The sequence below is a fragment of the Roseibium polysiphoniae genome (genome assembly GCF_014842925.1).
Taxonomy (GTDB): Bacteria; Pseudomonadota; Alphaproteobacteria; order Rhizobiales; family Stappiaceae; genus Roseibium; species Roseibium polysiphoniae.
In genome coordinates this window covers 154,334-167,171 of record NZ_JACYXJ010000002.1, presented here as the reverse complement: position 1 = coordinate 167,171, position 12,838 = coordinate 154,334, and the positions used below count along the sequence as shown (strand labels likewise).

The following is a 12,838-nucleotide window of genomic DNA, read 5'->3' as shown; positions in this document are numbered from 1 at the left end:
TGGGATTGGAAAGACAGTCAGGCGGCATGGGCGCCGCCCTTGGCCGATGAAGAACCAAGCCGTTTCTCGAGCCTTCTCGACCAAACTGATAGCGGGAAACACAAGGCGAAATAGATCATCGCCATCATCGGAAAAATGACGAAGGGCTGGGTGCCGGGAACCGGAGAATTCGCCCAGCGCTTGCCAATGCTCATCAGGTCATGGAAGCCGATGATGTAGGCGAGCGACGTGCCCTTGATGATCTGGACAAGGAACCCGACCGTCGGCGCAATCGCGAGACGAAAGGCCTGCGGCACGATGATCAGCAAAAAGATCTGCGGCATTGTCAGCCCCAGGGCCTTGCCGCCCTCCGCCTGCCCGTGCGGGATTGCCACCAAGGCGCCACGCCAGACTTCGGAGAGATAGGCACTGGTGTAGAGCGTCAAGGCCAGGCTTGCCGCAACCCAGGGATCGACATTGATCGCAAACAGGCGCGGCATCCCGAGCCCCAGCAGGAAAAGCAGCATCAGCAGCGGCACTGACTGGAACAGCCAGGTGTAGGCGGTTGAAATTCGCTGAAGGCTCTTGGCCGGCGCCATCCTTGCGCTTGTCACCAGGAGACCGATGATCCCGCCCCCGACAAAGGCGATCAGCGACAGGTAGATGGTGAACTGCGTCGCATCGAGCAGCTGAAACACGACAATGCCAAAGGGCTTGCCCAGAATATCTACGAACAGATCCTTCATCGCACGACCCTCCATTTGAACAGGCGGTCATGCAGAACGCTGAAGATCCCCTTGAAGCTCAGGGACATCAGCACGTAGACGGCCGTCAGCGTGATGAAGACTTCGAACGACCGGAAGCTGCGGCTGTCGATGAAGAGCCCCGCCCAGGTAAGATCGGTCACCCCGATCTCGGACACCACGCCGGTGGTGAGAAACAGGAAAATGAACTGGCTGTTGAGTGAGGGGAACATCGCCGCGACGGCTTGCGGAAGCGTCACCTTCAAAAAGCAAAGCCATTTCGGCAGGCCCAGCGCAAGGGCTGCCTCGGACTGCCCCTTGGCAACCGACGCCAGTCCGGCGCGCAGGATCTCGGCAAAATAGGCGGAGAAATTCAACGTCAGCGCAAGCAGCGCATGCGCCCAGAACGGCCACTGGTAGTTCAGCAGCATGGGCAGACCGAAGGCCACGAAGAACATCTGAACGATCAGCGGCGTGTTGCGAATGAACTCCACGTAGCCCGTGGCAAGGGGAGAAAGCACCCTGATCTGATGATGGCGCGCTGCTGCCAAGGCGCCCGCAAGCACGAATCCGGCGACCCCTCCGCCAATTGTCAGAAGCACGCTGACACCGGCCCCATTCAAAATGAGAAGGATGTAGTCGAGGTTGCGGTATATCTCGAAAAATCTGAGGTCAGCCAAGGGCCGTCTCCGGCCCAAGAATTAAAACGGACATGTCCCACCCTGCCGTGTCTCTTTACGACGGGTTCATGAGCAAGGCCCATGCCAGAAACAAAATCGCCGGGAAGTCAGAAATTCCGTAGGGAGATGGAAAGCGTATACAGTGCAGTGAGGATTTTGTATGCAATCTGAGGCCAAATTGCACTAAAACCGCGCAGCGCTCAAACATCGCTCGGCAGCCACATCCCGCCGAAACAAAAAACGCCCCGCAGTTTCCTGCAGGGCGCCATGTCGTTCGGAACCGGCTGGGAACTTACTCCACGCCGATCTTCTGTTTCAGCATGTCGCTGACCGCCTGTGGGTTGGCTTTTCCCTTGGAGGCCTTCATCACCTGACCGACGAACCAGCCGACGAGGTTCGGCTTTTCCTTGGCCTGTTCGACCTTGTCCGGGTTGGCGGCCATGATCTCGTCGACGACGGTTTCAATCGCGCCAAGGTCCGTGACCTGCTTCATGCCACGGTCTTCCACGATCTGGGCCGGGTCACCGCCCTCGGTCCAGACGATCTCGAAAAGATCCTTGGCGATCTTGCCGGAAATGGTGCCGGCCTTGATCAGATCGATAATGCCGCCGAGCTGAGCTGCAGAGACAGGGCTGGTGCCAAGCTCAAGGCCTTCCTTGTTCAAACGCCCGAAGAGCTCGTTGATCACCCAGTTGGCCGCAAGTTTCGCGTCCCGTCCGTTGGCAACCTCCTCAAAGAAGTCAGCCGAAACCTTCTCGGACACGAGAACATCTGCGTCATAGGGTGTCAGGCCCCAGTCCTGGACGAAACGGGCCTTCTTTTCATCCGGCAGTTCCGGGAGATCCTTGGCAAGATCGTCCACAAAGGCCTGCGTAAACTCGAGCGGCAGCAGATCCGGGTCCGGGAAGTAGCGGTAGTCATGCGCTTCTTCCTTGGAGCGCATGGACCGTGTCTCGCCCTTGGCTGCATCAAACAGGCGGGTTTCCTGATCGATGGTGCCGCCGTCTTCCAGAATGGCCATCTGACGACGGGCTTCATATTCGATCGCCTGACCGACGAAACGGATCGAGTTGACGTTCTTGATCTCGCAGCGCGTTCCAAAGCCCTCGCCCGGACGGCGTACGGAAACGTTCACGTCTGCCCGCATGGATCCCTGGTCCATGTTGCCGTCGCAGGTGCCCAGATAGCGCAAGATGGTCCGCAGCTTCGTGAGATAGGCTCTTGCCTCGTCAGACGAGCGAATGTCCGGCTTGGAGACGATCTCCATCAAGGCCACACCCGAGCGGTTCAGGTCGACAAAGGACATGGACGGATGCTGGTCATGCAGGGATTTGCCAGCATCCTGCTCAAGGTGCAGTCGCTCGACGCCGATCTCGACGCGCTCTTCCGGCATATCGAGATAGATGATGCCCTCACCCACGATCGGCTGCTTGAACTGGGAAATCTGGTAGCCCTGGGGCAGATCCGGATAGAAATAGTTTTTCCGGTCGAACACCGACTTCAGGTTGATCTCCGCCTTGAGACCGAGGCCGGTGCGGATCGCCTGCCGCACGCATTCCTCGTTGATCACAGGCAGCATGCCGGGCATTGCCGCATCCACAAGGCTGACGTTGTCATTCGGGTCATTGCCGAATTCGGTCGATGCTCCGGAAAACAGTTTCGACTGAGAAGTGACCTGGGCATGGACCTCCATACCGATCACGATTTCCCAGTCGCCGGTCGCTCCCTTGATGAATTTCTTCGGATCGGGGGTGCGTGCTTCGACAAGCGTCATGCCTTCTAAATCCTGTTCGCTAGTGCTTTGCCACGGGCGGGCCTTTGCTTCCGTATAAAAGCAGGGCGCGGGCAATACAATCCGTTGACCAGATGCCTAATCGGGAATTTGCCGGGCTGCAAGGGCTTACTCGCCATTGCCCGGGCGAGAACGCACGGAAATGCGCGCTCACTCGGCCGGATGCTGCGCCTCGCCCGTGCGCATGATGAAACCGATCAGGACCGCGACGGCCTGATAGAGCTCCATCGGGATCTCCTGATCGATTTCGATCTGCGAGAGGGCTTCAGCCATCATCGGATTGTTTTCGATGGGAACGCCTGCCTCGCGGGCGATATCCTCGATTCGCTCGGCCGCCGACCCTGCGCCCTTGGCGCTGACGACCGGGGCGCTGTCGCTATCATAGGAAAGGGCGACGGCAATCTTTTTGGACGGATCTTTTTCCTTGCTCATGACTGGCGGTCCACCCTTGCACCTGCGGCGCTCTTCGCCCGGATTGGCAGTCCACGGATCAGGCGCAGCTCCTGAAGGTCAAGCCCTGCGTCCGCAAAGGCAGCTTCGATGGTCTCATGCTGGGCGCCGAGGTTGCGATGCGTATCCTCGCGTTCGACCCAAAGGCTGACAAAGGTTCCGCCGCCGCGCAGGCTGACCGCAGCTTCCAACGGCCCCGTCGCGGTCAAGTCCAGGCCGAAGCGAAGCCGCCAGGCCTTGTCTTCGCCGTCCTCGCCGCTGTCGTGTTCCGGATCCCGGCCAATCTGCATCTGAAGCACAGCGGTTTCCTGGCCAACCGCCAGCGGCAGGTCCATGACCACATCCATGGGACGCGCTTGCGAGGCCTGTTGCGTTGTTGGCTCGTCACCGCCAAGCCCGCGGCTGACCATCTGAGTCAACCGGATACGCGACAGGGCACTGTCCGTTTCACGCATGAGCCGGGTCAGGAGGATCTTGGGATCCTCGCCCTCCTCCAGCGCATCAGTCGAAGCAGCTGCCGCGATCTGGGCCTGGCCTGCCGGCATGTTTCGAACGCTCGGCAAAGGCGGCTGCGTCAGCGGCTTTGCGGGCAGGCTTTTCACACCGAGGCCTTCGAGAAGGCCGCGCATCTGTCCAAGCAGAACCTTCAGGTCCCCTGCTCCGGTCTTGGCTCCACCCGCCTGACTGTTTTCGGCGAGCAGCCCTGACGTTCGCACAGCATTGGCGACATCAGTCCCGCCCGGAGCTCCGCCGTTGCCAAGCCGCATCCCGAGAATTTGTTGCATCACCCGTTGAAGCGGCTCGGGCAAGGATACCTTGCCCACGCTGCTGGCAGCTGACAGGCTCGATATCTGGCCGAAAACACCCGAAAGAGAGGCCTGCTGGCTTTCCAGAGCCGGGGTCAATTTGGCGGCAATCTCCGCAAGCGGCTGCGCGATGGGCGGTCGGCCAGTGGCAGTGGCGCCAGTCGAAACCCCACCCGAGAAGCTCTGCGGATAGGCCGTTTCGATCTTTCCGGCGATCTGCGCTGGTATCTTCATCGCCGAAGAAGTGCCGCTCGCAACCGTTCCGGTTGGGACCGCAGGCGCTCCAGAGTTGACAGAAGCGTTTCCTGGCATCGCGACCGACTGAGCCGGCGCGGAGGCCAAACCCGCCTGTGCTCTCACACCCGCAGTCGATGTGACCGGCGAAGCTCCTTGTGGAACTGAGCTTCCTGCCAGCGGAGGCGCAGTTGATCCGGCTGGAACTTGAGCGGTGGCCGGGCCCGCCTGCGCAGTGGCTGGGTTCGCCGCCGGCGCGGCACCGCCAACTTGGGGAGATTGACCCGTAGGACTGGCTGTCGTTGGTGCTTGCCCGGAGATCACACCGCCAGCAGGCGAAGCTGGGGCCGTTCCTGTCGGACTTGCCGAGACAGCTTGGGCGCCAGCGCCGGGAGTCGGTGGAGCTGCCTGTGCGCTTGATGGCAAAGCACCTGTCTGAGGAGCACCTGAAGGAGTTGAGCTGACCTGAGCCGCCCCGGATGAGACGGCTGCACCATTTGGCAGCCCCTGCTGCGCACTGCCCGCAGGTGTCGGAACCGAACTCGTCGTCGGCACAGATGGCGACGTGTGTCCACCACCCGAAGGCAATGCGCTGGCCCCATTTACGGGTGCGGTCGCAGGTGTCGAAGGCGCCCCGGTCACAGGGTTTTGAGCAGCAGTCTGATGTGTCGGGATCGGGGATGCACCAGATGGGGTCGCAGCCGCCGCGTTGGCCGACGGCTGCGGCGGCGCTCCCGTCACGGATGTTGCACCACCAGGTGCCGGAGTCTGCGCCGGTGACGGAGCCTGGCTGCCCGGAGCAGAGGACGTGGACGCAGCACCCGATGTCAAACCACCGGCAACTGGCGTTCCTGCGACCTGCCCGGGCGGACTTCCGGGACCTTTCGACACCTGATTCGAGATGGATGCGTCGTTGGCCGCACCCTGCAGATTGACGTTCAGCAACGGCACCTGGATTGGTCTTGCACCTTGTGCCGGAACACCTTGCGCGGGCACCTGCGCAGTCAATGGTGGCGGGCTTGCCTGCGGGCGAGCGGCGTCTGGCACCTGCCCTGTCGTCTTTGCCGGAGGCACGCTCGCGGGTGATGGCGCTGTCCGCGGTGCTGCGGCCGACTGTGGCGCGCCATTGCCTGAGGACTGAACTGACGGCGTGATTTGGATTTGCGGCTGCTTGGCATCGCCTGAGACCTTCACGGTCACCTCGGTGCCTTTGGGCAGCGGCGCGCTTGCCTTGACCTCGATCGTCTCCTTGCCAACCGCAAGGCGCAGGACATTGTCCGGACGGCTCTCGACCACTTTCGCCTGAACTTCGGTTCCCGGCTCAAGCTTCAGGGTCGTCCCGCCCGAACTGGCGGTCCCGGAGGTCTGCAGCGCTGCAATGTGACCGACCATGGCTCATTCTTCCGCTATCCCGGCACAACCGCCGAACAAGAGCCCTACCCTACCAGAGATTCCTAACAGCAGGAAAAGACCGGCTGTTGCTTAAAGCCCTTTGACAGGGATCAACGACCAATGGGCTCACCGATCCCATAGTCCGGCCTGTTGGGCATCTGGACGGCAGAAACACCAAGATCAAGAAGACGCAACGGGAGAGGCGCGCCATGAACTGGATGAACAAGATGAACGAACGGGCCCACCTCATGGGCCAGATGCTGGAAACGATCGGCGCAATGGATCCGGACGCCCGCGGCAAATGCCTTGAAGGTGAACTCAGAACGGCTGCAAGCCGCTGCATGTGCTGCTCACACACGCGCCAGTGCGCAAAATGGCTTCAGGAAAACGTCGCTGGTGCAGTCGCCCCATTCGACGACTGCCCCAACGCCGCCTTGTTCAAAGAATGGATGCAGAACTAGGGTTCGATCCCTAGCACTTGCGCCGACTTGCAATGAAATAGGCAATTCCTGCGACGACGGCCGCCCCGACAAACCGGAAGGGCAACATGGCGAGCGCGCCAGCGTCATGCGGGATCGGCGTCGGCAGCCCCGTGAAGTTCCAGGCCGTCTCGATGAAGAGCGACAGAATCGCCCCTGCAAAGCCCGCGATCGCAATCTTGGAAACCTGATCTGCGCGCCACCCCATGCCGGCACCAATGATGAGCGCGAGCGGGTTGAGAAAGCCAGCCAAGCCGAACAGATCCAGCCATGTGTCAGAAAGTGTCAACATGCGGTCTGTTTAGCTTGAGCGGCGACCGAATGCGAGTAGGGATTTAGCTTCTCGGATCTGAAATCATCCAGCGCGGTCGGATTTCTGGAAATCTCGTTCGCCTTGAACTGCCGACACCAAAAAAACACAAGAAATTTCGGGAAATAAACTTGCAGATAACACCATGATTCCATTACGGCGGGATCGACGGACCATGAAATCACAAGAAGAATTGATCGAAAAAACCTGAGGCGTCTATTGACGATGGGGGCTTTTGCCTTAAATGTTTTATCAAGTTTATTTAATCAATTTAGAAAATTGACAAATGCTCCAGAAGCTCGACACCAAATCGCCTGCAGATTTAACGATCTCTGACCTCGGCAAGAACGATCAACGCCTGGGCCTGAAGTGCAACTATTGCAGCCGATTTCGCTATATGGCGATGCACCGCTTTCCACCCGAAACTTGCGTGACAGAGATCGCAAAGTCTCTACATTGCGCGAAATGCGGGTCCGACGATGTCGAGACCTTTGCCGTGTCCAGAAATTCCGAAAATGGCTACTGGCCGGCGGAAAGCAGCTAAGCTGCATCACAAGAACGTTTCCGATTGCAAAAACGTCAGCTGCTCTTAAGTTAGCTCCGTAATCCTTTGGAGTTTTTATGCGCTTTCGCCGAGAGGCCCATTAAAGCCCGGTCACATGTTGATCGGGCCCTGTGAGACACCACGCTGCATGCGCCTGCTGCAGCGATCGGTTCTTTACGCGCATTTCAAAAGACTTCACATCCAATGGACATCTCCAAAGCCGAGCAACGGGCATTGCACCTGTTGGCTCAAGGCGGTCGTATCCTCGTTGAAAAGGACGATCGTGGACATATCGTCGAAACCAGCACCGTCACCCGCGACGGCTGGTTCTGGGGCGGATGCAATCTCGCCCTTTTCAGGAAGCTGAAGCGCAGGCGATATATTTCCTCCAAGGCCGGCGGTCCCTATCGGATCACCCGCCTCGGTCTGAAACGCGTCCGCGCACAGTTGAACAACTGCTGAAACCAAAGAGACAGCCGCTCAGCGGCTGTCTCACTGCATTTTTTTCACGACATCTTCGGCAATCGCGAGAGAAGCCGTCAGACCGGGAGATTCGATGCCGTAGAGTGCAACGAGGCCTTCGCGCCCATGCTCGGATCGGCCATCGATGTGGAAGTCGGCGGCAACCTCGCCCTGGGCAGAGATCTTGGGCCGAATGCCAGAGTAATCTGCCACCAGGGATCCGTCCTCAAGGCCCGGCCAATAAGACCGGATCGCGGCGTAAAATGCCTCGCCCCTTGCCGGATCGACCCTGTAGTCAAACCCCTCGACCCATTCCACATCTGGGCCAAAGCGGGCTTGATGTTGCAGATCGAGCGTCAGATGAACCCCAAGACCACCAGGCTCCGGCACCGGATAAATCAGCTGGGAAAACGGCGCCTTCCCTGTCAGCTTGAAATAGTTGCCCTTGGCCAGATAGGCCTTGGGTGGCGTCGTTCCCGGCAACATGGCAGACAGACCAGGAGCCCCGTGGCCCGCCGAAATGATCAGCTCACGACAGGTGATCGCATATCTGTCCTCCGCCTCCGAACCTACGTTGAGACAGTAACCACCATCTGACAACGCCGACACGCAGGTGACGTCAGTGTTGAGAACCACCTGACCGCCGTTGGCTTCCAGTTCGCCTTGCAACGCAAGCATAAAGCCATGGCTGTCAATGATGCCTGTAGACGGCGACAGCAAAGCCCCCTTGCAGGCAAGAGCCGGTTCCAGCCCTTGCGCCTCAACGCCAGTCAAAAATCGCAGGTCACCGACACCGTTGGCTTCGGCTTTCGCGCGAATACCCTCAAGCTCGCGGACCTGCGCCTCCGTGCTGGCGACAATCAGCTTGCCGATCCGTTCATGAGGCACACCGTTGGCGGCACAGAAGTCATAGAGCTGCGCCTTTCCCGCCACGCAAAGCCGCGCCTTCAGACTCTCCTTGGGATAATAGATCCCGGCATGAATGACTTCGGAATTGCGGGCACTCGTCTCCGACCCGATCAGATCATGACGCTCCAGCACCATGACCTCACGGCCGGACAGAGCCAGCGCACGGGCCGCCGCCAGGCCGACCACACCGGCGCCAATGACCATGGTTTCAATGTCGTGCATTCAGATGTCTCAAGAGCTCAAAACGAAACCTGACGCTCTGCCAAGGCGCCGCTGCCAGAGCAGATCAGGACAGACAGAGAAAGGCCGCGACATGCATCGCGGCCCTGGTCGTGGCAAAATCAGCCCCACCATTTTCCAGGCTCGAAGGAACCCGCGGCGTCTTCAATGACAGAGCCGAGCTGGAACAGCGTGCTCTCGTCAAAGGGCTTGCCGATCAGCTGCAGACCCAGCGGCAGTCCTTCATTGCTGAGGCCCGCCGGAACGGAAATGCCCGGAAGCCCGGCCATGTTGACCGTTACCGTGAACACGTCCTGCATGTACATCTTCACCGGATCGGAATGCATGTCTTGGTCGGCAACACCGAAGGCGGCAGACGGCGTCGCCGGTGTCAGGATCGCATCGACGCCATTGGCCCAGGCAAGGTCGAAGTCACGCTTGATCAGGCTTCGGACTTTCTGCGCCTTGAGGTAATAGGCATCGTAGTAGCCGGCCGAAAGCACATAGGTGCCGATCAGGATCCGGCGCTTGACCTCGTCGCCGAAACCGGCGGCACGGGTGTTTTCATACATGTCCGCAATGTCGGTGCCTGGAACCCGCAGGCCGTAGCGAACACCGTCGTAACGGGCGAGGTTGGAAGAGGCCTCCGCAGGCGCAACGATGTAATAAGCTGGCAGCGCGTATTTTGTATGCGGCAGGGAAATGTCGACGATCTCCGCGCCCGCAGCCTTCAGCCACTCGATGCCCTTCTGCCAAAGCTCCTCGATCTCGCCCGGCATTCCGTCCATGCGGTATTCTGCAGGAATGCCGATCTTCAGGCCCTTGACCGATTTGCCGATAGCCGCCTCATAGTCCGGCACTTCGATGTCGACAGAGGTTGTGTCCTTTTCGTCCACCGAGGCCATGGATTTCAGAAGGATCGCGCTGTCGCGAACCGTATGCGCGATCGGTCCGGCCTGATCCAGCGAGGAGGCGAAGGCAACAACACCCCAGCGCGAGCAGCGGCCATAGGTCGGCTTGATGCCGACGGTGCCGGTGAAGGCGGCCGGCTGGCGGATCGATCCACCCGTATCCGTTGCCGTCGCGCCCATGCACATGCGCGCTGCGACGGATGCCGCAGATCCACCGGAAGAGCCGCCGGGAACCAGGTCCTGGTTGGAGCCGTTCTTGCGGTAGGGATTGATCACATTGCCGTAGTAGGAAGTCTCGTTGGACGACCCCATGGCAAACTCATCCATGTTGAGCTTGCCCAGCATCACCGCGCCGTCAGCCCACAGGTTGGAGGTGACAGTGGATTCGTAGACCGGCTTGAAGCCGTCAAGAATATGCGAGCACGCCTGGGTATGAACGCCCTTGGTCGCAAACAGGTCCTTGATGCCGAGGGGAATGCCCTCCAGCGCTCCGCCCTCGCCCTTGGCCAGCTTTTCGTCGGAGGCCTTGGCCATCTCGCGCGCCTTGTCGCCAGTCACCGTGACATAGGCATTGATCGCACCATTGCCGGCCTCGATGTTGGCCAGAAAGGCCTCAGTCAGTTCCAGCGCGGTAAAGTCCTTGTTGGCGAGCTTTTCGCGCGCTTCGGCAATGGTCAATTTGGTCAGGTCGGTCATGATCTAGATCTCGGTTTCGGCCGAAAGCGGCCGGGAATAGAAAATGGACTCGGCGTGTGCCGGATAGTCGAGAATGGCGCCGCAGCGCGCAAAGCCGTTGCGCTCGTACAGATGCTTGGCAGCCTCGTAGTTCCAGCCGGTTTCCAGCACCAGCTCGCGAAAGCCTTCTTCCCGGGCCAGATCGATGATCTGTCCGAGGATCCTTGCGCCCAGCCCCTGCCCCTGAAACCCGGGCCGCGTGTACATGCGCTTGACTTCCGCTATGCCGTCGCCGTGCCGGTGAAGCGCCCCGCAAGCCGCAGCCTCTCCATCCACACGCGCCACGAACACCGTGGTTTGTTCGCACGCCATCTGCTCTGCAGTGAGATGATGACAGGCGTCGGCCGGCGTCAGGCTGAGCAAAAGATCGCTCAACTCGCCGACAAGCGCGCGGATATCGTCCTGCAGGGGCGTCTCGATGGAAATGGCAACGGTCACGGCTGGCTCCGGTTTACTCGACGACTTTCGGCACCATGAAGAAGTTGTCTTCCGTCATGGGCGCATTGGCGACGACGTCAGCTGCATAGCCTCCGTCTGTGACACCATCGACGCGCTTCTTCATGGTCTGCTCGACGACAGAGGTCATCGGCTCGACGCCATCGATGTTGACTTCATCCAGTTGCTCGACGAAGCCGAGAATGGCGTTGAGCTCACCGGTCATGCGCTCGGCGGCATCGTCAGTGACCTTGATGCGCGCCAGATGGGCAACGCGTTTGACCGTGTCTGTATCGACGGACATGGGGTTTTCTCCGTTTGAACTGCAATCAGGCTGGTTCAGGCCTCTTGTCTGAGACCTGTTTTTCGCAAAACGTTCCGGGAAACAAGCTCCGCCCTTGCCGGAAAAGCGAAAATCCGTCAATTACGGTACCGATCATAACCGAATTTGGATTGCGCACCCATGACCGGATCATCGCCCTCCTACCCATCAGGCGCCAGCGGACGGCCACAAGCTGAACGCGTGACGGCAGCATTGCTCGATGCAGCGCTCCTCACCCTTGCTGAAGAAGGTTTTGAAGCGACGACCGTTGCACGGCTGGCGGCGCAGGCGCGCACCAGCAAGCAGGCGGTCTACCGGCGATGGCCGGACAAGGCTTCCCTCATCGCCGCTAGCCTGCGCTCCGCCCTGAACAAGGTCAGCCCGCCGGCGCCCCGGCGCGGCAACGTCGCCCAGGACCTGCGCCTCTATCTGACGGACCTTGTCCAGGCGCTTCAGGCCACGCCTTTGGGACGTGCAGTCAGGTCGGTCAGCGCTTTGAAAAACCAGCCACAGCTTGCTGCAGTGCTGCAGGAGGCGGAAGATGCGAGGCGGCTTGCTTTGCGGCAGATATTCATTGCCACCCCCTTTGAAGCCGATATGGAAACGCGGATCGATCTGCTGCTGGGACTTGTCTATTTCAAGCTTCATGTCCGCGATCAACCCGTCAGCCCGGCCGACATTGAAGCGGCCATCCACCTGATTCTCGGCCTCACCGCCCCCAAGTCTCCTGCCGTCAATCTACGTCCAGAAACTGAAAACGCCCCAGATCGCGCTCCTGTGCCGTTTCCGTGATGAGGAGTGATTGGCAAAGCGAAACAGACAGACGCATTTCTTGGAGGCAAGCCGGCAGCCCGCACTGCCGTTCGGATATGACCCTTGGGAGACGTAATCAGATGACCTTCATCAAATCAGCCCTCACCGGCCTTGTTCTGACTTCGACCTTTTTCGCAGGCCCTGTCCTTGCTGACGAAATCACGACATTCGTGACCGACGATGCAGCCATCGGCGGCACTGACCCTGTTGCCTATTTCACCGAAGGCAAGCCAGTTGCCGGATCTGACGAGTTCACGGCCGTTTATGACGATGTGACCTGGAAATTCTCTTCCGCCGAGAACCGAGACAAGTTCGAGGCTGATCCCGCCAAATACGCACCGCAATATGGCGGCTATTGTGCATTCGGTGCAGCCATGGGCTTCAAAGTCCCGGTTGTTCCGGAAGCCTGGAAAATCGTCGACGGCAAGCTCTACCTGAACAACAGCCTCGGCGTCCAAAAGCGTTTCGAGGGTGACATCGAAGGTCACATCACCAACGCGACCCTGAACTGGGAAATCATCAAGGACAAGAAGCCGGAAGATCTGAAGGAACCGATCGTTCGGTAATTTTCAGAACGACCTTTCTTGAAATGACAAAACGCGCCGGGCTTGCCCGGCGCGTTT

At 59.7% G+C, this 12,838-nt stretch carries 14 protein-coding genes; 4 read left to right on the top strand and 10 right to left on the bottom strand.

What is annotated here, in order from left to right; genetic code table 11:
* Window positions 1-17: 17 nt before the first annotated feature.
* From IG617_RS04455 to fliK, 5 genes are all read right to left on the bottom strand, one after another.
* A complete protein-coding gene (locus tag IG617_RS04455; protein ID WP_209008267.1) occupies window positions 18-725 on the bottom strand; it encodes an amino acid ABC transporter permease in 708 nt (235 codons plus the stop codon).
* Entirely contained in the window at window positions 722-1,402 is a 681-nt protein-coding gene (locus tag IG617_RS04450; protein ID WP_192107735.1) for an amino acid ABC transporter permease, read from the bottom strand. The genes IG617_RS04455 and IG617_RS04450 overlap by 4 nt, the downstream gene beginning before the upstream one ends.
* Before the next feature lie 292 nt (window positions 1,403-1,694).
* Complete coding sequence (gene gatB / locus IG617_RS04445; protein ID WP_192107734.1) at window positions 1,695-3,176, bottom strand: Asp-tRNA(Asn)/Glu-tRNA(Gln) amidotransferase subunit GatB; 1,482 nt, start codon at window positions 3,174-3,176, stop codon at window positions 1,695-1,697.
* Window positions 3,177-3,344: 168 nt separating this feature from the next.
* On the bottom strand, window positions 3,345-3,626 hold the full coding sequence (locus tag IG617_RS04440; RefSeq protein ID WP_192107733.1) for an EscU/YscU/HrcU family type III secretion system export apparatus switch protein: 282 nt from the start codon (window positions 3,624-3,626) through the stop codon (window positions 3,345-3,347).
* Window positions 3,623-6,076 carry a flagellar hook-length control protein FliK gene (fliK, locus tag IG617_RS04435; RefSeq protein WP_192107732.1) on the bottom strand — a complete coding sequence of 818 codons (2,454 nt, stop codon included), beginning with the start codon at window positions 6,074-6,076 and terminating at the stop codon, window positions 3,623-3,625. Before fliK ends, IG617_RS04440 begins: the two co-directional genes overlap by 4 nt.
* A 209-nt stretch (window positions 6,077-6,285) precedes the next feature.
* Between fliK and IG617_RS04430 the strand changes: the two genes are divergently transcribed.
* Complete coding sequence (locus IG617_RS04430; RefSeq protein WP_192107731.1) at window positions 6,286-6,537, top strand: DUF6455 family protein; 252 nt, start codon at window positions 6,286-6,288, stop codon at window positions 6,535-6,537.
* A gap of 10 nt (window positions 6,538-6,547) precedes the next feature.
* Here the strand turns inward: IG617_RS04430 and IG617_RS04425 are convergent, their stop codons facing one another.
* Window positions 6,548-6,847, bottom strand: coding sequence for a phosphatidylglycerophosphatase (locus IG617_RS04425; protein WP_192107729.1), 300 nt, complete (start codon window positions 6,845-6,847; stop codon window positions 6,548-6,550).
* Between the two features lie 766 nt (window positions 6,848-7,613).
* Between IG617_RS04425 and IG617_RS04420 the strand changes: the two genes are divergently transcribed.
* The gene (locus IG617_RS04420) at window positions 7,614-7,871 is read left to right on the top strand and encodes a YjhX family toxin (RefSeq protein WP_192107727.1); all 258 of its coding nucleotides are present in this window, start codon (window positions 7,614-7,616) and stop codon (window positions 7,869-7,871) included.
* Window positions 7,872-7,901: 30 nt separating this feature from the next.
* Here the strand turns inward: IG617_RS04420 and IG617_RS04415 are convergent, their stop codons facing one another.
* From IG617_RS04415 to gatC, 4 genes are all read right to left on the bottom strand, one after another.
* Window positions 7,902-9,002 (bottom strand): NAD(P)/FAD-dependent oxidoreductase, encoded by a 1,101-nt coding sequence (locus IG617_RS04415; protein ID WP_192107725.1) that lies wholly within the window; start codon window positions 9,000-9,002, stop codon window positions 7,902-7,904.
* 119 nt (window positions 9,003-9,121) lie between these two features.
* Window positions 9,122-10,606 (bottom strand): Asp-tRNA(Asn)/Glu-tRNA(Gln) amidotransferase subunit GatA, encoded by a 1,485-nt coding sequence (gene gatA / locus IG617_RS04410; RefSeq protein WP_192107724.1) that lies wholly within the window; start codon window positions 10,604-10,606, stop codon window positions 9,122-9,124.
* 3 nt (window positions 10,607-10,609) lie between these two features.
* Window positions 10,610-11,083, bottom strand: coding sequence for a GNAT family N-acetyltransferase (locus IG617_RS04405; protein ID WP_192107722.1), 474 nt, complete (start codon window positions 11,081-11,083; stop codon window positions 10,610-10,612).
* A 13-nt stretch (window positions 11,084-11,096) separates the two neighbouring features.
* Window positions 11,097-11,384, bottom strand: coding sequence for an Asp-tRNA(Asn)/Glu-tRNA(Gln) amidotransferase subunit GatC (gene gatC / locus IG617_RS04400; protein WP_153768698.1), 288 nt, complete (start codon window positions 11,382-11,384; stop codon window positions 11,097-11,099).
* Window positions 11,385-11,543: 159 nt separating this feature from the next.
* Between gatC and IG617_RS04395 the strand changes: the two genes are divergently transcribed.
* Both IG617_RS04395 and IG617_RS04390 read left to right on the top strand, forming a co-directional pair.
* Window positions 11,544-12,194, top strand: coding sequence for a TetR/AcrR family transcriptional regulator (locus tag IG617_RS04395; protein ID WP_192107720.1), 651 nt, complete (start codon window positions 11,544-11,546; stop codon window positions 12,192-12,194).
* Window positions 12,195-12,295: 101 nt separating this feature from the next.
* The gene (locus tag IG617_RS04390) at window positions 12,296-12,781 is read left to right on the top strand and encodes a YHS domain-containing (seleno)protein (protein ID WP_153768696.1); all 486 of its coding nucleotides are present in this window, start codon (window positions 12,296-12,298) and stop codon (window positions 12,779-12,781) included.
* Window positions 12,782-12,838: the final 57 nt, after the last annotated feature.